The sequence below is a fragment of the Yersinia pekkanenii genome, from assembly GCF_001152565.1.
GTDB lineage: Bacteria > Pseudomonadota > Gammaproteobacteria > Enterobacterales > Enterobacteriaceae > Yersinia > Yersinia pekkanenii.
This window is the reverse complement of sequence record NZ_CQAZ01000019.1, coordinates 82,349-101,326: the sequence shown is the minus strand read 5'-3', so window position 1 is coordinate 101,326 and position 18,978 is coordinate 82,349. Positions and strand designations below refer to the sequence as shown.

Below are 18,978 nucleotides of genomic sequence, written 5' to 3'. Positions count from 1 at the left end.
GTTAGCTCCCACCGTAGGCGGGCTACGTTCAGTCACTCCCCGGTGAGTTGGCCGGGGGGCTCTTTTATACTTTTAGCAGCTCGGCCAATGCGGGCTGGAGCCTCTGATTACCACTTTTATCTTTCTTAATGATATACCCCTGATAATAGCTAAAGCCATCTCTCGGTATTTCTTCCATCAGCCATTCTGAACGTTGGAGTGCGAGTAGGTTTTTTACTGTCAGCCACATTTTACTGAACAGAAAACAGATAATCACTACCGCCAATCCTCTTACCACCAATAGCATATACGGGGTATCGGAGGGAGTCAGTTCAATGGTTTGTTGTAGGGCTAAATAAAGGGTTACAGCTTGCAGCAACAGTTTGATGATCAGAAAACGTCGAAAGAAGGATGTGCTATGCGCGATGCTGAGAAAACAGGGATTTTTTAAGGACGTACGCGTTTCTTGCACCGGGATCCCCCTGACATAAACCATCCATTGTGTTTTTTCAGTAATCAGATAAACAACCCCTTTCTCTGCCATACGGTGTAAATGTAATGAAATCCAGACACTGAAGACCAAGCCGACAATAAGGTAGTAAAAGATAGGGGCACTCAAACCAAAAAAGGTGACAAACAAGCTGATGGCGGCAATTACCGTAAAACTTACGGAGTAAAGCCAGATACTGGTTGACTGATAATTCATTAAAACATTCCTTGTCGAGGGGCCATCCTGAGTCAAATTTATGGCCCTAGTATATCTCTCAATACGCCTGCTGTTTATCTTTGTTATACTTTCGCCCCCCCCCCNGGGGGGGGGGGGGGGGGGGGGGGGGGGGGGGGGGGGGGGCGGGGCGGAATGTCACCTGAATTGTGTTAAACTGGGGGCATCAATCTGTATCATTGAGGCAATCTGCACCGGTTGCTCATTGATATAAAATCAATAAATTTAAATAGGTATGTTGGCTGTGAAGCACACTGTAGAAGTCATGATTTCCGAACAGGAAGTAAAAACCCGAATCGCCGAATTAGGCCGCCAACTATCTGAACACTATCGCGATAGTGGCAGTGAGATGGTATTGGTGGGGTTGCTCCGTGGTTCATTTATGTTTATGGCTGATTTATGTCGCGCCATAGATGTTGCCCATGAAGTCGATTTTATGACGGCCTCAAGCTATGGCAACGGCATGAGCACGACCCGCGATGTGAAAATCCTGAAAGATTTGGATGAAGATATCCGTGGCAAAGACGTGCTGATTGTTGAAGATATCATCGACTCCGGTAATACGCTGAGTAAAGTCCGCGAAATTTTACAACTGCGCGGCCCGAAATCCTTAGCTATTTGCACCTTGCTGGATAAACCAGAGCGCCGTGAAGTGCAGGTACCGGTAGAGTGGGTCGGTTTCACCATTCCCGATGAATTCGTTGTAGGCTACGGGATCGATTATGCCCAGCGTTATCGGCATTTGCCGTATGTAGGCAAAGTCGTCATGTTTGACGAATGATAAGAGCCGGCTACTGTGCGTCGTCATTTTGAGATTACGCAGTACTCAGAATCCTCACGTACCGCGTGTACGCTCCGGTTCTTGCGTGCAGGGTGCACTTAAACCGACTTAGCGCGCTATGCCTCTGATTACTGCGCGTTGGTATTTTAGGCTGATTGAGTGATTGAGTGATTGAGTGATTGAGTGAGTGATTGAGTAGAGTCGTTGATGGGAGAGGGCGCGCTTTAACGTACCCTCCCATAGGCTGATTAATCTTCTTTGTTTTGCTGTAATAATTCAGCCATTGCTTTGCGGTACACCATTTCAAGGCTGCCCAAACTGGTGGCAGAGACTTCTAAATCACGTAGCAGACCGTCTTCGATACCGTACACCCAACCGTGAATCATGGCTTTCTGCCCGCGCTTCCAGGCGGAACGGACGATGGTAGAGTGACCAAGGTTATACACTTGTTCAACTACGTTGATTTGGCATAACACATTGCTACGTTCTTCTGCGGGTAGTTCGCCCAGTAGTGAGCTGTGTTTATACCAAAGATCCCGAATATGCAGTAACCAGTTGTCAATAAGCCCCATCTCTTCACCTTTTATTGCGGCTTCAACACCACCACAGCCAAGGTGACCACAAATAATAATATGTTCTACCTGAAGAACATCGATGGCGTATTGGACAACCGACAGACAGTTTAGATCCGTATGGATAACCAGATTGGCAACGTTACGGTGCACAAATAACTCACCAGATTTCAAACCGGTTAGCTGTTCTGCGGGGACACGGCTGTCTGAACAACCAATCCATAGGAAACGTGGTTTCTGGGCTTGCGCCAGGTGCTCAAAAAAATCGGGATCGTCTTTACTGATGGAGTTCGACCATGCCCGATTATTCGCGATGAGCTTTTCTATTTCTTTCATCAATGTAAATAGCCTGTAATGAACGGATTGCGATAGGATAATATACGACAAGGATTCCGATTTTGAAATCGGAACAGTGGTTCCTTTGATTGCGCAATGTTATCTGCGTAACATCTTCTCGGTGTTTGTTTGGTTCCCTTTTGCCACCCGTGACCTGCTCGACTGGATCAGGTTAAGCAAATTATGGATGTGCCGTGACCCCGAGATACCCATTGAATAAGGTTCTTTTTTACTTATGACATATGCACTGGAAATAACGCAACTGACCAAAACCTATGCGGGTGGCGTTCAGGCACTGCGTGGCATTGATCTGCGCGTAGAGGCAGGCGATTTTTATGCTTTGCTTGGGCCCAATGGTGCAGGCAAGTCCACCACCATCGGCATTATCAGTTCATTGGTGAACAAAACCTCTGGCAAGGTTAATGTATTCGGCTACGACATCGATCAGGATATCGTGAATGCCAAGCGGCAACTCGGATTAGTGCCACAGGAATTTAACTTCAACCCATTTGAGACGGTGTTGCAGATTGTGGTTACTCAAGCGGGCTATTACGGTGTCACGCGGCGTGAAGCTCTGCAACGAGCAGAGAAATACCTTACGCAGTTGGATTTGTGGAGCAAACGTAATGAGCGTGCAATTCAGTTATCGGGTGGGATGAAGCGCCGTTTGATGATTGCGCGCGCGCTGATGCATGAGCCGAAGTTGTTGATCCTCGATGAACCTACCGCAGGGGTAGATATCGAGTTACGTCGCTCCATGTGGGGGTTCCTGAAAGAGTTGAATGCACAAGGGACAACCATCATTTTGACCACCCACTATCTGGAAGAAGCCGAAATGCTGTGCCGCAATATCGGTATTATCCAGAATGGTGAACTGGTGGAAAATACCACCATGAAACAGCTACTCGGCAAACTTGAATCAGAAACCTTTATTTTCGATCTGGGCATTAAAAGCCCGCTCCCTAAGCTGGAAGGTTATGGCTATCGTCTGACGGATACCTCAACGCTGGAAGTGGATGTGAAGCGTGAGCAAGGTCTGAATAGCTTATTCAGTCAACTGAACGCTCAGGGAGTTCAGGTACAAAGTATGCGCAACAAGGCTAACCGCCTGGAAGAGTTATTTGTCACTTTGGTTAATGGCAATGGGGGAGAAAAAGCATGACCCGCCTGTATTGGGTAGCATTACAAAGTATTTGGATCAAAGAGATCACGCGTTTTGCCCGTATCTGGATCCAGACACTGGTGCCGCCAGTGATTACCATGTCGCTTTATTTCGTTATTTTCGGCAATCTGATTGGTGCCAGAATTGGTGATATGGGCGGTTTTGATTATATGCAGTTTATCGTTCCCGGCCTGATTATGATGGCGGTGATCACTAACTCCTATGCCAACGTGGCAGCATCATTCTATGGGGCTAAATTCCAGCGCAGCATTGAAGAGCTGCTGGTGGCTCCGGTACCGACGCATATCGTGATTATTGGTTATGTCGGCGGCGGGGTGGCGCGTGGGATCTGTGTCGGTATTCTGGTCACGATTATCTCACTGTTCTTTGTTCCCCTGCATATCCACTCTTGGTCAATGATTGCACTGACATTGATACTGACGGCGATTTTATTTTCCCTCGGTGGGTTGCTGAATGCGGTATTTGCCAAAACCTTTGATGATATCAGCCTGGTGCCTACCTTTGTGCTGACCCCCTTGACGTATCTGGGCGGCGTATTTTACTCGTTATCATTACTGCCCCCTTTCTGGCAGGCAGTATCAAAGCTCAACCCTATCGTGTATATGATCAGTGGTTTCCGCTATGGATTCCTCGGGATTACTGATGTACCGCTGGTGTTTACCATTGGTGTTCTGGTGCTATTCATCGCTGTATTTTATGCTTGGGCTTGGTATTTGATTGATCGTGGCCGCGGATTACGTACTTAATTCCTTTGTTCTTGACGTTGCAGGGGCCTCGCGGCTTGCTGCAACGCCAATGACGCTGGGGGGTGGATGTGGTGTTTTAGTTAATTACTTATTGTTAATGCTGAAATTTAATCGTAATAAATAATGTCGCCATCTGATATCACCTTTCTCAACTTCAAGCGTCTCATGCTATGCTGGCGCACCAGATTTTCCCCCTTTTCAATTCAGCGCCAAATGCGCATAAGTAGAACGATAATGTGGCATAAAAACAGAATAGCTATTGGGATGCTACTCGGTCTTGTCATGTCGGTCATGATACCGGCAACCCATGCAGATCTCTTACCTGATGAAGCCGCTCTCACACCTAAATATATGGTTGCAGAACGCGACAGTGAAATATATTCGCTGGTCGGTGAGCGGGTTATTCCCGTCGGGGAAATTAAAGAGGATCAACTGGTTCAGGTATATCCTGCGGCGGCAGAATACTATGAATTTAAATTTGGCAACGGTATCGGTTTTATTGATAAAGATGATTTACAGGACATCAATAAAGCACGAAAAAGCAACGATTTTTTGGGCGATCTGAATAAACCGCTACCGAATCAAAATATCCTGATCAAGCGTGAAACCCCAGTTTATCTGGCCGCGGATGTGCGCAGCGAACAATTTGCGACTCTGGCAGAGAACTTACGTTACCCGATTGTCGGTAAGCTAAAAGACAGATTAAATAATACCTGGTATCAGGTCAATATTGGCGAGCGCTTGGGGTATGTGAGTAGCGTCGATGCTGAAATAGATAACGGCATTCCTATCCTGACCTATCACCACATGTTGAAAAATGAGGAAAATAAACGTTTCCTAAATACATCAACGACGACCTCTGATGCGGCATTTAGCAATCAGATGACCTATCTCAAGCAGACCGGTTATGACACGATTTCGCTCTATCAGCTTGAAGGGTATCTCAATAACAAGATTAATTTGCCCGCGAAAGTGGTGGTGCTGACATTTGATGATGGCCTTAAATCAGTCTATCGCTACGCTTATCCCATTCTGAAAGAAAATGGCTTCCGGGCAACCGCATTTATTATTTCATCACGTATTAAGCGTCACCCACAGAAATGGAATCCTGACACATTACAGTTTATGAGTATTTCTGAACTGAAAGCAATTCAGGATGTATTTGATGTTCAGTCTCACACGCATTTTTTACACCGGACTGATAATAAACGTAACCCAATTTTATTGAGTCGTTCTTATCATAATATTGTTTTTGATTTTGAACACTCACGCCGGGCGTTATCTCAGTTTAATCCGCACGTGATTTTTCTGTCATATCCCTTTGGTGGATTCAACCAAACGGCTATTGATGCTGCTAAAAATGCAGGTTTCCATTTGGCGGTGACCACTATGCAGGGCAAGGTCAAACCGGGGGATAATCCGTATACCCTTAAGCGACTTTATATTCTGCGTACCGATTCAATACCGACCATGGCAGCACGCATAGCCAATGAGCCTGGCCCGGTCGTTATTCCTGCCGCACCTGCGGCAATGGAGTCTGATTAGTTGTTTCAGGGCGTGAGGTTAATATATGAAAAAGGCGCTCTGATTAAGCGCCTTTTCTCTTATGCTGCGGGTATTACCCAAAGTCATTGGAGTTGCAGGTAGGCTGCAAGTGAGCAAACCCCGAATCACAGACTTAAGTCAGTGATTCGGGTGAGCGCGCGGCTAACACCCCTGCGGCTTCAAGTACGAAGAGGTGTTAGGCGACCTGAACCGGTACCGCTTTAGCTTTACGTTGTAGCTGATTCTGACCTTCAAAATAGGCCACTTTTGGGTGGTGTAGGTGAGCATCAGCATCGGACATTTGTACGTAGGAACAGATGATCAGTTTATCACCGACGCACGCACATCGTGCTGCGGCACCATTCACGGAAATAATGCGCGAACCGCGCTCGGCAGCAATAGCATAAGTTGAAAAACGCTGACCATTATCAACGTTATAAATATCAATAGCTTCGTATTCCAGAATACCTGCGGCTTCCAGAAAATCCTGATCAATTGCGCAGGAACCTTCATAGTGCAAATCAGCTTGAGTGACTTTGACCCGATGCAGTTTGCCTTGCAACATAGTGCGTATCATAACTCTTACCTTTGACCCCGGTTATTGCCCAGAATAAGTCTGGCATCCGATCCCATCATCGATTGATGTAGGGAGAGGCGTCCAGTTTTGCTGATTTTATATCACTTGTCTATGACTGACTCTATATACCCTGCATACAGGGAGAGCCTGGCTGGCTACTCGGCCCTCGCTTCAGCGAGGCCGTGTAAGCAGAATCCAAATCAGTCCTGTAAATCAACCAGTTGGTTATCAATTAGACGGGTTTTACCCAGCCAGGCTGCCATCAGAATAATGGCTTGCTTGCTGTCTACCGTTAGTGACTGTAAGGTTTGGGCATCACGGATAAACAGCTCATCTGGTATAAAACCAGCATTGCGTAATTGCTCTGCGGTGTCAGCCAGTAAATCATCAATCTGCCGTTCACCTAATGCTAGCTTCTCTGCCAGCGCCCGCATTATCTTATTAAGCTGTGGTGCAATTTTGCGCTCTTCAGCCGTCAGGTAACCATTGCGGGAACTGAGTGCCAGGCCATCTTTAGCGCGAATAATGGGTACACCGACAATATTGATGTCATAGCCCATATCTGCCACCATTTTGCGGATCAGCGCCAGTTGCTGATAATCTTTTTCACCAAAACAGGCGATATCTGGCTGAACCAGATTGAACAGTTTACTGACGATGGTGGATACACCACGGAAATGACCGGGGCGGCTGGCACCTTCTAAAATGGTCGACAGCGTAGGGACGTCAACATAGGTTTGGCTTTCCAACCCAGAGGGATAAACATCCGCAGCCGCAGGAGCGAACACCAAATCAACACCGTGGCGAGTCAGCTTTTCACAATCTTCCTGCAAGGTGCGTGGGTAGCGAGCTAAATCCTCCGGGCGTTCGAATTGCAGCGGATTGACAAAAATACTCACTACCACAATATCGGCGCGGGTTTTGGCATCTTGCACCAACGTCATATGCCCTTGGTGCAAGTTACCCATGGTCGGCACCAGAGCAACTCGCTGGCCTTCCTGACGCCAACGGCGGATTTGTTGGCGCAGTAGCGGCAAGGTTTCAATGATCAGCATTCCCTCTTCCCCTGAATATTTTATCAACAAAAATTTACTGGAATGTGTGTTCTACTGCAGGATAGACACCGCTTTCAACTTCCTGAATATACAGTTTAATGGCGGCGCGAATATCACCTGCGCTTTGTGCCAGGAAATTTTTACTGAACTTAGGTGTATGGCCGCCAGTAATACCTAGCGCATCATGCATCACCAGAATCTGTCCATCGGTAACATTGCCAGCGCCAATACCAATCACCGGGATCGCCAACTCTTCGGTTACCCGCTGCGCCAGTTCGACTGGTACACATTCCAACACCAATAACTGCGCACCCGCATGTTCAAGCGCCAGCGCATCTTTCAGTAATTGGTTCGCCGCCACTTCTTCGCGGCCCTGTACTTTGTAGCCACCGAAAATATTGACTGATTGCGGCGTTAACCCCAGATGCCCACACACCGGTACAGCACGTTCTGCCAGCATGCGAACGGTATCGCATAACCAACTGCCCCCTTCCAGTTTGACCATATTGGCCCCGGCGCGCATCAGTTCTGCCGCATGGGTAAATGTTTGCTCCGGAGTGGCGTAACTCATGAATGGCATATCGGCCAATAGCAGGCAATGAGGTGCCCCACGGCGCACGGCACGGGTGTGATAAGCCACATCAGCGGTAGTTACCGGTAGGGTCGAGTCGAACCCTTGCAACGTCATACCGAGCGAATCACCCACCAGCAGCACCTCAATGCCCTGTTCGGCGAATAACTGGGCAAAACTGGCATCATAGGCAGTTAGTGTGGCGAACTTACGCTTATCTTGTTTCCATTGGCGTAACTGGCTCATGGTGGTGGCTTTCATCACTCTTTCTCCTGAAACAAGGGGTTAAGATGGAGGGGATATCAGATAGGAATATTATGTGTTGAATTTGGCGAGCATGAATTACCAAGGGACCAGGCCGTTTTTATCTACCAGTTTAAGGCGTTCTGATAACCTTTCGCCATCGGGGAAAACCAGGTCAGGCGCGATATCAGCCAGCGGGTAGAGCATAAACTCACGCTCTTTCAGGCCATAGTGCGGTACGATCAGACGATCAGTGTTTATTACCTGTGAGCCATACAGCATAATATCCAGGTCCAGTGTTCGTGGGCCCCAGCGCTGTTCTTTCCTCACCCGGCCCTGGTTACGTTCAATGGCCTGGGTGTGGTCCAACAGTTGCTCTGGTGGCAGCGATGTATCTAACGCCACCACGGCATTGAGGAAATCCGGCTGATCCTGTGGGCCCAGCGGTTTGGTGCGATAAAATGACGAACATGCCACTAACCGGGTGCGCGGCAGATGGTCCAACGCCTCCAGTGCGGTTTTAACCTGTTGCAGTGGCATGGCCTGATTACTGCCCAACGCGATATAGACCCGGATCATGGTACCTATTATGCCCCTTCTTTACGTGGTAGTGGCTTACGTGGGCGGCGAGGACGAGAGCGGCGGGGTGCCGGATCTGCCCCTAAAGTATTCAGCATATTTTTCTGCTGTAGCGGGAGTGCTTCCTGGAACTCACTCCACCACTGCGCCAGACGCTGCAACTCATGGTTATTTTCCACTTCCGCACGCAGCACGAGTAGATCGTAAGCGGCGCGGAATTTCGGATGTTCCATCAATTTGTGCGCACGTTTACCCTGACGGCGTGACAGACGCAATTGCAGTAACCAGATATCCCGTACCAGCGAGGTAATACGTTTTGGGATCGCCAGCGAACGGCACTCTTCATCCAGCACATCGTTCATTGCCAGTGCAAACGCGTCGTAATATGCCAGACCACTTTCCTGCGTCAGTTTCTGCGCATGTTCAATCAGTGGATACCAAAGCATAGCCGCAAATAGAAACGCGGGGTTGACGCGTTGATCGTTATGCAAGCGATAGTCAGTATTTTTAAGAACCTGAACCAGAATGCGCTCCATGGGAGAGTCATGCTGCTCGGTAAAATTACGGGCAATCAGCGGGAATAACGGTTGGAAAAGTTGATATTCACACAGTTTTAAATAAGTTTTGTAGCCATAACCGGTCTGTAACAGTTTGAGTGACTCTTCAAACAAACGGGCTGGCGGGATCTCGCGTAACAATGATGCCAAACGTGGGATTGGTTCAGCAGTTTCCGGGCAGATGGTCATGTCCAGCTTGGCGGCAAAACGCACCGCCCGCAGCATCCGCACCGGATCTTCACGATAGCGGGTTTCAGGATCACCAATCAGGCGGATAATACCTTCTTTCAGATCACGCAAACCACCGGTGTAATCACGCAGCGCAAAATCTGAAATACCGTAGTAGAGGCTATTAATGGTGAAATCGCGGCGTTGGGCATCATCTTCGATAGTGCCAAAAATGTTGTCACGCAGCAGCATGCCATTTTGCGCCTGCTGGGAAGAGTTTTTGTCGCTATCTTCCGCTTGTTGTTGTTCATGATGACCACGAAAAGTCGCGACTTCAATAATTTCCGGGCCAAACATGACATGGGCCAAACGGAAGCGGCGGCCGACCAGACGGCAGTTACGGAATAACTTTCGTACTTGCTCTGGTGTGGCACTGGTGGTGATATCAAAATCTTTCGGTTTTTTACCCAGTAACAGGTCACGGACGCCGCCGCCAACCAGATAGGCTTCATAGCCCGATTTATTCAGGCGATAGAGCACTTTCAGCGCATTATCGCTGATCTCTCTACGGGAGATATTGTGCTGATCTCGTGGAATAATCGTCATCAGACTCTGTTCCGAAACCGGCACCGCATGATTCTTGCGGCCAGTATTTGTTCTGGCAGGCCTTTTATCTTTGCGGGCCACGTTATCTTCACCAGGCACTTTATCTTTACGGGCACTGGTATCACGGGCCGTATCATCACGGACAGCTTTGTTATCGCGAGAAGATTTATCATCACGAATCAGTACCTTACGGCAGAAATTGGCTACTCGGGTAAAAATGGTACACCTCGATAGTGGCTAATAAATAACAGAACTACAGAAAAACAGCGGCTAATCATAGCTCACCATGCTTCCTTTGAGAATGCCGTTGTGTTTTCAGTGGCGGTTATCGTCCCCTGAAACAGAGTTGTTGACCGCTGACGCAATAATCGTTGTCAACGTCCAATTTTCGACTGCAAAACGTAATAATAACGGCAAATCAAGATCTTGCCAGCATTCTGGCAGCGGTTGATGCAAAAACTTCAGCGCATCAATTAAAACTGGGCGCGGATCACCATGCGATAGCGGTGGTGCATGGTTTTGTTTGGATAACTTATTACCGTCATGATTCAGTGCCAATGGCAAGTGTAAATAGCTGGGAAACGATTGCTGCAACTGCTGGTAGAGGGCTATTTGGCGCACGGTTGGTTCAATCAAATCAGCCCCACGTACAATCTCGGTCACTCCCTGAAAAGCATCATCCACCACTACCGCCAGATTATAGGCAAATAGGCCATCCCGGCGGCGGATAATAAAATCTTCTTCTGCCAGCGCGGGTTCAGCATGCAACTCACCCAGTAATTTATCATAAAAGGCGTAAACCGGCTGAGTCTGCCGCAAACGAATAGCAGCACCATCGGCAGGCAAATGGCGGTCACGGCAATGGCCGTCGTAGAACCCACCGAGCTGGTGAATTCGGTTGCGGGTACAGTTGCAGTAATAACTCAACTCTTGCTGTCTCAGCCAATCTAATGTTGCGCGATAGGCTTCATGACGTTGCGACTGGTAGATAACCGCACCATCCCAATGCAGACCATAATGGTCTAATGTGGCTAAAATACGCGAGGCAGCACCAGGGATTTCACGAGGGGGATCAATATCTTCAATGCGAACCAACCAGCTCCCACGATGAGCGCGGGCTTGCAGGTAACTTCCGAGTGCGGCAATCAGTGAACCGAAATGCAAATCACCGGATGGGGACGGAGCAAAACGGCCCACATAGCCTGACGGTTGAGTATCGATATTTTCGGACATAAAATAAGGGAAGGGGATCCAGCGTGATAGATACGGTGCCGGAGATGACTCTGGCACCGTGTTATACCCTTCGTACTGCAAGTTACAGGGTTGTTAGCCGCCCCCACACACCCGAATCACTTACCGGTGTAAGCTCATCGGGATTTGTTCGCTCGCTGCCTACCTGCAACTCCCATTTCTTTGGGTATGCACGTTAGCCTGCCATCTGCTTTTCGCGGATTTCGGCTAAGGTCTTACAGTCAATGCACATATCTGCAGTTGGCCGTGCTTCCAGTCGGCGGATGCCGATCTCTACGCCACAAGACTCGCAGAAACCGAAATCTTCATCCTCGACTTTTTTCAGCGTTTTCTCGATCTTTTTAATTAGTTTACGCTCGCGGTCGCGGTTACGAAGTTCAAGACTAAATTCTTCTTCCTGCGCAGCACGGTCTACCGGATCGGGGAAATTAGCAGCTTCGTCTTGCATGTGCGATACAGTACGATCCACTTCATCCCTGAGCTGGTTGCGCCATGCTTCAAGAATCAGCTTGAAATGCGACAGCTGGGCGGCATTCATATACTCTTCGCCTGGCTTCTCTTGGTATGGTTCTACCCCAGCGATGGCGAGAATGCTCAAGGACGAGGTTTTACGTTTTTGCCCTTCTTGCATGATGCTTCTCCTACATTCATACGCACTATCGAAATCCCCAAAACGGGGAAAAATCAGGTCGCTATAAATAACAGAAGGAAGGTAAGTTGGCAATTATTCCTGTCGCCTGCTTGACAATGCTGTGAAGGAAGGCGTATTTGATGAGCCGCTTTATCTAAGAATCGCTTATTTATTCAGCGGTTGTTAGTTATCACGTTTCATCTGGTAATAACGGTAAACGAACATCCAGTGCGATACCGTCAGGCGATAGTTGGAAACCGTAACAAATAACCTCCACTCCTGCTTGCTGAGCCTGGGCCAGCAACTCTGCATAGCGATTGTCAATATGTTGGGCCGCGGCGACTTGCCTGATGCCCGTATGCAATACGGCAAAAAAAAGGACTGCCCGGTGACCATCGGCAACCATGCTTTGTAGCTCCCTGAGATGCTTCTGACCTCGCAGGGTTACTGCATCCGGGAAATACCCACACTGTTGCTGTAACAAGGTAACCGACTTGACTTCAATATAGCAGTTAGACCTATTTGCTGCCTGCAATAACAAGTCTATACGGCTGTTCTCATCTCCATACTTAATCTCTCTTTTGATAGAAGTGTAACCAGATAATTCAACAATCTGGTTGTTATCTATCGCCAAGTTAACTAACTCATTGGCACGTAAGGTATTTACGCAGATCCAATCACCGGTTTGGGTATGCGTCAGTTCCCAACTATGAGGATATTTGCGTTTCGGGTTATCCGATGTCGAATACCAGATCGTATCTCCTGGAGTGGCACAGCCGGTCATCGCTCCGGTGTTAGCGCAATGAATGGTTAATGTTTCTCCGGCGGGCGTCACAATATCAGCTAAAAAACGTTTATACCGCTGGATAAGTGTGGCGGGTTGTAACTTGGGGTGAAAAGAAAGCAACTTGGGGTTAGATGGCATCTGATGTCCTTTCACTGCCCGCCAGCGGCCAGCTTTGTATGATGTTATAGCGGGTGCGACCCCGTGCGAATACCGATTCATACAGCGAAAAATGCTCTGCACGGAAGTGTTGATTATTGGTTTTGGCCGGTAGAGCGACCGGACGCATAGCACCACGCAGCAAGGTGACATGAGGATGAAATGGCAGCGACGTCTGGTAACACCCCCTGCGTGCCGCCTGAGATCGCAGCAACTGAGCTAACTGCAACAAGCCCCGTGGTGGGTTTTTACAGCCGAGCCATATCACGCCAGAGCCGGGCCAGTGGCCAATATCATCCAGTGTCACATTAAAGCCTGACTGGCTGATACGCCCGGCTTGTTGCTGCAACACCTGGGCTTTGGCGCTACTGACCTCACCGAGAAACGCCAGTGTCAGGTGAAGATTAGCCGCAGCGATAAGGTGGCCTGCCTCTGGCGGGAAATGATCAGTCCGCCATTGCACGATGTTCTGTTGCACCGCATTAGGCAGTGCCAAGGCAAAGAACAAACGACGGAGGGGCGTTTTATTAACGATAGTTTTATTAACGATAGTTTTATCAACGGTGTTTATCATCTGGTTGGCATAATCACTTGGCTAAATACGCTCTACGGCCATGATGTTACAATGGCTGACGATGAAAGTAGAGCCTGTGGGGAAGAATGTAGTGGTGAGTCAGAGAGAAAGTGATGCGCTAATGGCGGTTTTACCGGTAAGCGACGTGCTCAGCGAGATATTGTCCGCGTTGCAATCCTCACCGCAAGTCTTGCTCCATGCCCCCACCGGTGCCGGCAAATCTACCTGGCTACCGCTGCAAATCTTAAAATACGGTAAGTTGTCGGGCCACATTATCATGCTGGAACCACGGCGGCTGGCGGCTAAAAATGTGGCTTATCGCCTGGCGCAACAACTGGGTGAACTGCCGGGGCAGACCGTGGGCTATCGTATGCGCGCTGAAAGCAAAAGCGGGCCGGGCACCCGTTTGGAGGTGGTGACCGAGGGCATTCTGACCCGCATGCTTCAGCAGGACGCGGAGCTGACGGGCGTATCGTTGGTCATCCTTGATGAGTTTCATGAGCGCAGTTTACAGGCTGACTTGGCGTTAGCGCTGTTGTTGGATGTGCAGCAAGGGCTACGTGATGACCTGAAACTACTGATTATGTCCGCGACGCTGGATAACCAGCGCCTTTCTACCCTGTTGCCACCAGCGCCGGTCATTGTTTCTGCCGGGCGCAGCTTTCCCGTTGATCGTAGCTACCTGCCGCTGTCCAGCCATGAGCGACTTGAGGATGGCGTTGCCAGTCGGGTTAAACGTTTATTAAATGAGCAATCTGGCTCTCTGTTGCTATTTTTACCTGGTGTCGGTGAGATCCATCGCGTCATGGAGCGGTTGCATGGTGAGGTCGCCAGTGATATCGAACTTTGCCCGCTGTACGGCGCGTTACCCCTCAGCGAACAGCAGAAAGCCATTCAACCCGCGCCCCTCGGGCGGCGCAAAGTGGTACTGGCAACCAATATTGCTGAAACCAGCCTGACCATCGAAGGCATCCGGCTGGTGGTTGATAGCGGGTTGGAGCGGGTGGCGCAGTTTGATGTCAAAAACGGCCTGACTCGGTTGGTCACTCAACGCATCAGTCAGGCTTCAATGGTTCAACGCGCCGGGCGTGCCGGGCGGTTGGAACCTGGGATCTGCTGGCACCTGTTTGCCAAAGAGCAGGCCGAGCGGGCCGCGGAATACAGTGAGCCGGAAATCCTTAACAGTGATTTGTGCAGCCTGTGGCTGGAATTACTGAACTGGGGGTGCAAGGATGTGGCGCAACTCAATTGGCTGGATCAGCCGCCATCGGCTGCGCTGGCCGTGGCCCGTGATTTATTGGTACGGCTGGGCGCTATCGATACGGTCGGCCACCTTACCCGCACCGGCCGCACTATGGCGACGCTGGGGTGTGACCCGCGCCTGGCCGCCATGTTGTGTGCTGGCGCGGCCCAAAGTCCCGACGCACTGGCAACAGCAGCGCTGCTGGCAGCCATTCTGGAAGAGCCACCCCGTTCCGGCCAGATTGATTTGCATGATTGGCTTAATCGCCCGCAATCCCACTGGCAGCGGCGGGCAAAGCAGTTGATGCAACGATGTAAGCAAGGTGCTGGCAATATCGATAGCGCTCTGGCAGGACAATTGCTGGCGTTGGGGTATCCGGATCGCATCGCGCAGCAGAGAGGGCAGGATGGTCGTTACCTATTGGCTAACGGTATGGGCGCTGCAATGGCTCAGGATGAGGCGCTATCACGAGCCCCCTGGCTAGTGGCCGCCAGCTTGCTACAAAGCAACAGCGGGCCGGATGCGCGCATTTTGCTGGCATTGCCGATTGATGTTGAATCACTGGCTAAACAATTGCCGCAGTTGGTTGAAGAACACACCGTGGTGGAGTGGGATGAAGATAAAGGTACGCTGCGGGCGTGGCGGCGCTGGCAGGTTGGGCATCTGATCTTGCGCGCGCAGCCATTGGCCAAACCCAGTGATGAGGCATTGCAAGCGGCGTTACTTAACTGGGTGCGAGAGCAAGGGTTGCAGGTGCTGAACTGGGATGAGAATGCTGAGCAGCTACGCACTCGATTGCAATGTGCCAGCCGCTGGTTGCCAGAAGAGCAGTGGCCAGCGCTGGACGATGACAGTTTGTTGAGCCAACTTGAGTTATGGTTACAACCGTCGTTGAGCGGGGTGCGCGATTTACGTCGGTTGCGGCAAGTGAACATTACGGCAGCATTAACTTGTCTGTTAAGCTGGCAGCAACGTCAACGGCTGGATACTGAACTGCCAACTCATTACACTGTGCCCACTGGCAGCCGCCTGCCAATCCGTTATTATATCGACCGGCCACCGGTGCTGGCGGTGCGTTTACAAGAAGTTTTTGGTGAGCAACACAGTCCGATGCTGGCGAATGGGCGGGTAGCGGTGGTGCTTGAATTGCTTTCCCCTGCGCACCGGCCATTACAGATTACCGGTGATTTAGCCGCTTTCTGGCAAGGGGCGTATCGGGAAGTACAAAAAGAGATGAAAGGGCGTTATCCCAAACATATTTGGCCGGATGATCCGGCCAATACTCGCCCAACTCGCAGGACCAAGAAGTATCAGGATAAGTAATACGATATGGCTAACAGCCAATAATTTCAGATGTTTCCCCTTTCTATTCGATGAGTTGGGGAATATATGATACCCCAAATAATTCGAGTTGCAGGAAGGCGGCAAGTGAGAGAATCCCAATGAGCTTACTTATTTTTTTAAGGTCAAGACCAGTAAGTGATTCGGGTGATTGAACGCAGCCAACGCGCATGCAGCTTGAAGTATGACGGGTATAAGCCGCAATAATCGCCAACGCGCGTGGAGAGAAAGACATGTCTGGGGATGACCGCGAGCCAATAGGGCGCAAGGGCAAGAAAGCCCAACCCAAAGCCACACCGAAACGGCCACTGCGCCAGCGGCGTGATGAATATGAAGAAGCTGAATTTGATAATGAAGAGCACCCGGATGACGAAGAGCAGGACGATGATGACTACGACGATAAGGAAGCACTGATGTCAAGAAAGGTAGCATCACGTCCACCTCGCAAAAAACGCCGCTGGCTTGGGTTGTTTATCAAACTGTTCCTGGTTGGCGCCGTGGTATTGGCCATTTATGGGGTTTACCTCGATTCACAAATCCGCAGCCGTATTGATGGCAAAGTCTGGCAATTGCCCGCCGCCGTTTATGGCCGCATGGTTAACCTTGAACCGGGTACGTCCTACAGCAAAAAAGAGATGATCGACTTGCTGGAAGGGATGCAGTACCGGCAGGTGACTCGTATGACTCGCCCCGGCGAGTTCACCGTGCAAGGCGATAGCATTGATATCTTGCGCCGCCCGTTTGATTTCCCTGATGCCAAAGAAGGCCAGATTCGTGCGCGGTTGATCTTTAAAAACGATCGGTTGGCCCAGATCCAAAACCTGGATAATCAGCGTGATTTCGGCTTTTTACGCCTTGATCCTAAGCTGATTACCATGTTGCAATCACCTAATGGTGAGCAACGCCTGTTTGTACCCCGCGCCGGTTTCCCTGATTTGCTGGTGGATACCTTGCTGGCAACGGAAGACCGTCATTTCTATGAACATGACGGTATCAGCCCGTACTCTATTGGCCGCGCCGTGGTCGCTAATCTGACTGCCGGTAAGGCAGTGCAAGGTGGCAGTACCCTGACGCAGCAGTTGGTGAAAAACCTGTTCCTGACCAACGAACGCTCACTGTGGCGCAAACTTAACGAAGCCTACATGGCGCTATTGGTGGATTACCGTTACAGCAAAGATCGGATTCTGGAACTGTACCTGAATGAAGTGTATCTCGGTCAGAGTGGCAGTGATCAGATCCGCGGTTTCCCGCTAGCCAGCCTGTATTATTTTGGTCGCCCGGTAAATGAACTGAGTCTCGATCAGCAAGCGATGCTGGTGGGGATGGTGAAAGGGGCGTCGTTGTATAACCCGTGGCGTAACCCTACGCTGGCACTTGAACGTCGTAATCTGGTGCTGCGCCTGTTGCAGAACCAAGGCGTGATTGACGCTGAGCTTTACACCATGCTCAGCGCCCGGCCACTGGGGGTGCAGCCGAAAGGCGGCGTGATAACCCCTCAGCCCGCGTTTATGCAGATGGTGCGTCAGGAGCTGCAACAGAAGCTAGGTGACAAGATCAACGACCTGTCTGGGGTGAAAATTTTCACCACGCTGGATCCGGTGTCACAGGATGCGGCAGAAAAGGCTATCCAGGAGGGTATTCCAGCCCTGAAAGCCGCCCGTCATCTCGATGATCTGGAAGCAGCAATGGTGATCGTCGACCGCTTCAGTGGCGAGGTTCGAGCCATGGTAGGGGGCGCACAGCCACAATTTGCCGGTTTTAACCGCGCCATGCAGGCTCGCCGCCTGGTAGGGTCACTCGCCAAGCCACCGACCTATCTGACGGCGTTGAGTGAGCCGGATAAATATCGCCTCAATACTTGGCTATCGGATCAGCCGTTGTCGATCAAATTACCCAACGGCTCGTCGTGGCAGCCGAAAAACTACGATCGCCAGTTCCGTGGTCAGGTGATGCTAATCGATGGTTTGGTTAACTCCCTGAACGTACCAACGGTAAATCTGGGGATGTCTGTCGGGCTGGATCAGATAAGTGCCATGCTGCAACGCTTGGGTATCCCGAAAACGGCGATCAATCCGGTTCCCGCCATGTTACTGGGAGCCATTGATTTGACCCCGGTTGAAGTGGCTCAGGAATACCAGACTATCGCCAGTGGCGGGGATCGTGCACCGTTATCGGCAGTGCGCTCAGTGATTGCGGAGGATGGCACGGTGCTATATCAGAGTTTCCCGCAGGCGGAACGCATGGTGCCAGCACAGGCCGCTTATCTGACACTTTATGCGATGCAACAAGGGGTAGCCCGTGGGACATCCCGTTCGCTGTCAGTGAAATTCTCTAAATACAATCTGGCGGCTAAAACCGGTACCACCAACGATCTGCGCGATAGCTGGTTTGCCGGTATCGATGGCAAGGAAGTGGCGATCGCTTGGGTTGGGCGTGACAACAACGGCCCGGCTAAACTGACCGGTGCCAACGGTGCGCTGACCTTATATCGTCGCTATCTGGAAAACCAAACCCCACTGCCGTTGGTATTACAACCGCCGGAAGGGATTAGCCAGATGAACATTGATTCGGCTGGTAACTTTGTCTGTGGTGAGAGTAGCGGTCTGCGCTCTATTCCGGTTTGGACCGAGAACCCGCAAGCGCTGTGTCAGGCAGCCCAGCCAGCAACACAGCCGAAAGCTGAAGGTGACGGTGTCGCTGGCTGGATTAAAGATATGTTCGGTCAGTAATCTTCTCCCAGGCTGGCACGGTTATGGTGCCAGCCTGATTGCCC

At 50.3% G+C, this 18,978-nt stretch carries 16 protein-coding genes and 1 pseudogene; 6 read left to right on the top strand and 11 right to left on the bottom strand.

Annotated elements, in window-relative coordinates; translation table 11 throughout:
* Nucleotides 1-64 precede the first annotated feature (64 nt).
* On the bottom strand, nt 65-685 hold the full coding sequence (locus AEP37_RS11515) for a hypothetical protein (protein ID WP_049613431.1): 621 nt from the start codon (nt 683-685) through the stop codon (nt 65-67).
* Between the two features lie 253 nt (nt 686-938).
* Here AEP37_RS11515 and hpt point away from each other — a divergent pair, with 253 nt between their 5' ends.
* Entirely contained in the window at nt 939-1,484 is a 546-nt protein-coding gene (hpt, locus tag AEP37_RS11510) for a hypoxanthine phosphoribosyltransferase (RefSeq protein ID WP_202905463.1), read from the top strand.
* Between the two features lie 248 nt (nt 1,485-1,732).
* Here hpt and can read toward each other — a convergent pair whose 3' ends face one another.
* Entirely contained in the window at nt 1,733-2,392 is a 660-nt protein-coding gene (gene can, locus AEP37_RS11505) for a carbonate dehydratase (RefSeq protein ID WP_049613430.1), read from the bottom strand.
* 235 nt (nt 2,393-2,627) lie between these two features.
* Here can and AEP37_RS11500 point away from each other — a divergent pair, with 235 nt between their 5' ends.
* From AEP37_RS11500 to AEP37_RS11490, 3 genes are all read left to right on the top strand, one after another.
* On the top strand, nt 2,628-3,554 hold the full coding sequence (locus AEP37_RS11500; protein WP_049613429.1) for an ABC transporter ATP-binding protein: 927 nt from the start codon (nt 2,628-2,630) through the stop codon (nt 3,552-3,554).
* Nucleotides 3,551-4,321: an ABC transporter permease gene (locus tag AEP37_RS11495; protein ID WP_049613428.1), complete on the top strand. Its 771-nt coding sequence runs from the start codon at nt 3,551-3,553 to the stop codon at nt 4,319-4,321. The genes AEP37_RS11500 and AEP37_RS11495 overlap by 4 nt, the downstream gene beginning before the upstream one ends.
* Nucleotides 4,322-4,555: 234 nt before the next feature.
* On the top strand, nt 4,556-5,866 hold the full coding sequence (locus tag AEP37_RS11490) for a polysaccharide deacetylase family protein (protein WP_049613427.1): 1,311 nt from the start codon (nt 4,556-4,558) through the stop codon (nt 5,864-5,866).
* Nucleotides 5,867-6,062: 196 nt separating this feature from the next.
* Here the strand turns inward: AEP37_RS11490 and panD are convergent, their stop codons facing one another.
* The 9 genes and pseudogenes from panD to thpR form a co-directional block, all read right to left on the bottom strand.
* Nucleotides 6,063-6,443, bottom strand: coding sequence for an aspartate 1-decarboxylase (panD, locus tag AEP37_RS11485; protein ID WP_049613426.1), 381 nt, complete (start codon nt 6,441-6,443; stop codon nt 6,063-6,065).
* 200 nt (nt 6,444-6,643) lie between these two features.
* Entirely contained in the window at nt 6,644-7,498 is an 855-nt protein-coding gene (gene panC, locus AEP37_RS11480; protein ID WP_049613425.1) for a pantoate--beta-alanine ligase, read from the bottom strand.
* A gap of 34 nt (nt 7,499-7,532) precedes the next feature.
* Nucleotides 7,533-8,330 (bottom strand): 3-methyl-2-oxobutanoate hydroxymethyltransferase, encoded by a 798-nt coding sequence (panB, locus tag AEP37_RS11475; RefSeq protein ID WP_049613424.1) that lies wholly within the window; start codon nt 8,328-8,330, stop codon nt 7,533-7,535.
* Between the two features lie 81 nt (nt 8,331-8,411).
* Nucleotides 8,412-8,891: a 2-amino-4-hydroxy-6-hydroxymethyldihydropteridine diphosphokinase gene (folK, locus tag AEP37_RS11470; RefSeq protein ID WP_049613423.1), complete on the bottom strand. Its 480-nt coding sequence runs from the start codon at nt 8,889-8,891 to the stop codon at nt 8,412-8,414.
* Between the two features lie 8 nt (nt 8,892-8,899).
* Nucleotides 8,900-10,441 (bottom strand): polynucleotide adenylyltransferase PcnB, encoded by a 1,542-nt coding sequence (gene pcnB / locus AEP37_RS11465; RefSeq protein ID WP_072086291.1) that lies wholly within the window; start codon nt 10,439-10,441, stop codon nt 8,900-8,902.
* Between the two features lie 62 nt (nt 10,442-10,503).
* Nucleotides 10,504-11,455 (bottom strand): annotated as a pseudogene (gene gluQRS / locus AEP37_RS11460) (tRNA glutamyl-Q(34) synthetase GluQRS).
* A gap of 193 nt (nt 11,456-11,648) precedes the next feature.
* Entirely contained in the window at nt 11,649-12,104 is a 456-nt protein-coding gene (gene dksA, locus AEP37_RS11455; RefSeq protein ID WP_049613420.1) for an RNA polymerase-binding protein DksA, read from the bottom strand.
* A 190-nt stretch (nt 12,105-12,294) separates the two neighbouring features.
* Complete coding sequence (sfsA, locus tag AEP37_RS11450) at nt 12,295-13,029, bottom strand: DNA/RNA nuclease SfsA (RefSeq protein WP_049613419.1); 735 nt, start codon at nt 13,027-13,029, stop codon at nt 12,295-12,297.
* Nucleotides 13,019-13,621, bottom strand: coding sequence for an RNA 2',3'-cyclic phosphodiesterase (gene thpR, locus AEP37_RS11445; protein WP_049613418.1), 603 nt, complete (start codon nt 13,619-13,621; stop codon nt 13,019-13,021). The genes sfsA and thpR overlap by 11 nt, the downstream gene beginning before the upstream one ends.
* 43 nt (nt 13,622-13,664) lie before the next feature.
* Between thpR and hrpB the strand changes: the two genes are divergently transcribed.
* Nucleotides 13,665-16,187, top strand: a complete 2,523-nt coding sequence (gene hrpB, locus AEP37_RS11440; RefSeq protein WP_049613438.1) for an ATP-dependent helicase HrpB — start codon at nt 13,665-13,667, stop codon at nt 16,185-16,187.
* A gap of 251 nt (nt 16,188-16,438) precedes the next feature.
* On the top strand, nt 16,439-18,934 hold the full coding sequence (gene mrcB / locus AEP37_RS11435) for a bifunctional glycosyl transferase/transpeptidase (protein WP_049613417.1): 2,496 nt from the start codon (nt 16,439-16,441) through the stop codon (nt 18,932-18,934).
* Nucleotides 18,935-18,978 lie beyond the last annotated feature (44 nt).

Excerpts from the sequence above, each read along its gene's own strand:
- AEP37_RS11515 (WP_049613431.1), bottom strand. The coding sequence starts at position 685 with ATGAATTATCAGTCAACCAGTATCTGGCTTTACTCCGTAAGTTTTACG.
- hpt (WP_202905463.1), top strand. The coding sequence starts at position 939 with ATGTTGGCTGTGAAGCACACTGTAGAAGTCATGATTTCCGAACAGGAA.
- can (WP_049613430.1), bottom strand. The coding sequence starts at position 2,392 with ATGAAAGAAATAGAAAAGCTCATCGCGAATAATCGGGCATGGTCGAAC.
- AEP37_RS11500 (WP_049613429.1), top strand. The coding sequence starts at position 2,628 with ATGACATATGCACTGGAAATAACGCAACTGACCAAAACCTATGCGGGT.
- AEP37_RS11495 (WP_049613428.1), top strand. The coding sequence starts at position 3,551 with ATGACCCGCCTGTATTGGGTAGCATTACAAAGTATTTGGATCAAAGAG.
- AEP37_RS11490 (WP_049613427.1), top strand. The coding sequence starts at position 4,556 with ATGTGGCATAAAAACAGAATAGCTATTGGGATGCTACTCGGTCTTGTC.
- panD (WP_049613426.1), bottom strand. The coding sequence starts at position 6,443 with ATGATACGCACTATGTTGCAAGGCAAACTGCATCGGGTCAAAGTCACT.
- panC (WP_049613425.1), bottom strand. The coding sequence starts at position 7,498 with ATGCTGATCATTGAAACCTTGCCGCTACTGCGCCAACAAATCCGCCGT.
- panB (WP_049613424.1), bottom strand. The coding sequence starts at position 8,330 with ATGAAAGCCACCACCATGAGCCAGTTACGCCAATGGAAACAAGATAAG.
- folK (WP_049613423.1), bottom strand. The coding sequence starts at position 8,891 with ATGATCCGGGTCTATATCGCGTTGGGCAGTAATCAGGCCATGCCACTG.
- dksA (WP_049613420.1), bottom strand. The coding sequence starts at position 12,104 with ATGCAAGAAGGGCAAAAACGTAAAACCTCGTCCTTGAGCATTCTCGCC.
- sfsA (WP_049613419.1), bottom strand. The coding sequence starts at position 13,029 with ATGCCATCTAACCCCAAGTTGCTTTCTTTTCACCCCAAGTTACAACCC.
- thpR (WP_049613418.1), bottom strand. The coding sequence starts at position 13,621 with ATGATAAACACCGTTGATAAAACTATCGTTAATAAAACTATCGTTAAT.
- hrpB (WP_049613438.1), top strand. The coding sequence starts at position 13,665 with ATGTTACAATGGCTGACGATGAAAGTAGAGCCTGTGGGGAAGAATGTA.
- mrcB (WP_049613417.1), top strand. The coding sequence starts at position 16,439 with ATGTCTGGGGATGACCGCGAGCCAATAGGGCGCAAGGGCAAGAAAGCC.